Source organism: Streptomyces milbemycinicus (assembly GCF_002154605.1).
Classification (GTDB): Bacteria; Actinomycetota; Actinomycetes; order Streptomycetales; family Streptomycetaceae; genus Streptomyces; species Streptomyces milbemycinicus.
Genome location: NZ_MUNE01001256.1, coordinates 1 through 846, shown reverse-complemented (window position 1 = coordinate 846; position 846 = coordinate 1). Strand labels below are relative to the sequence as shown.

Below are 846 nucleotides of genomic sequence, written 5' to 3'. Positions count from 1 at the left end.
TCAGGGCGGGGCAACACAGCAAGCCAGCAACAACTGTTCAGGGCCCGACCCGAAAAAGAGGTGTCCGAAGCCACCTCCTATGGCTTCGGACACCTCTTCTTCGGGTCGGGCCCTGAACAGTTGTTGCTGGCTTGCTGTGTTGCCCCGCCCTGAAGGTCAGCGGACCTCGAACGAGTGGGTGTTGTAGTTGTTGGCGGTGCTACAGCCGATAACTCGGGCGTTGGCGTTGACGCCAGCGACGTCGGGGTTCACGCACAGGCCATAGGCCTGGTTCCTGAGCTGGTACCGGTTGGGCCTGCTGGAAGCTTCCATGCTGAAGATCTGCTCGTCCCAGCGGGGGTCGCACGGACGCTGCTGGAGGGGTTCGGAGCCGCCTCCGCCCACAGCGGTGACACACATGTCACTGTTGAGATTGCGCAGCAGGAAGGTCCCGCTGGTGACCGGGTCGATAGCCCACTTCTGAGCCAGTTCGTTGGTGTCGGTCTGGTACTGGATCGAGGTGCCGCCGACGGTTGAGTTGCCGGCGACGCCGAGGACGAAGCCGGTCTGCCAGTTGCGGATCTTGGTGCCGGACAGCGGCCCAGTCGCGTCGGCGGTGCTCACCCCGAGCACGGTCGCACTTAGCGCTACGGCGACCACGGCGCAGGCGGATCGAATGCGCATGAAGGATCCCTCTCCCCTGAGCTGATCACACTATGTGTTCAGCTGGACACGGAACGTACTGCACTGCACTCGGGATTCCCTCGACGATGCCACGACGGCGTGACTCGACTCGCCAACTGGACATGACAGGGCTTGACACGAGGCATTGAGATGCCCCCTCGCCCGGCCCGAAAGGCCAGACGA

At 63.4% G+C, this 846-nt stretch carries 1 protein-coding gene; it reads right to left on the bottom strand.

Annotated features, from left to right (window positions below; all coding sequences use genetic code 11):
• Positions 1-156: 156 nt before the first annotated feature.
• The gene (locus tag CCN51_RS52470; RefSeq protein WP_238545481.1) at positions 157-663 is read right to left on the bottom strand and encodes an RICIN domain-containing protein; all 507 of its coding nucleotides are present in this window, start codon (positions 661-663) and stop codon (positions 157-159) included.
• Positions 664-846: the final 183 nt, after the last annotated feature.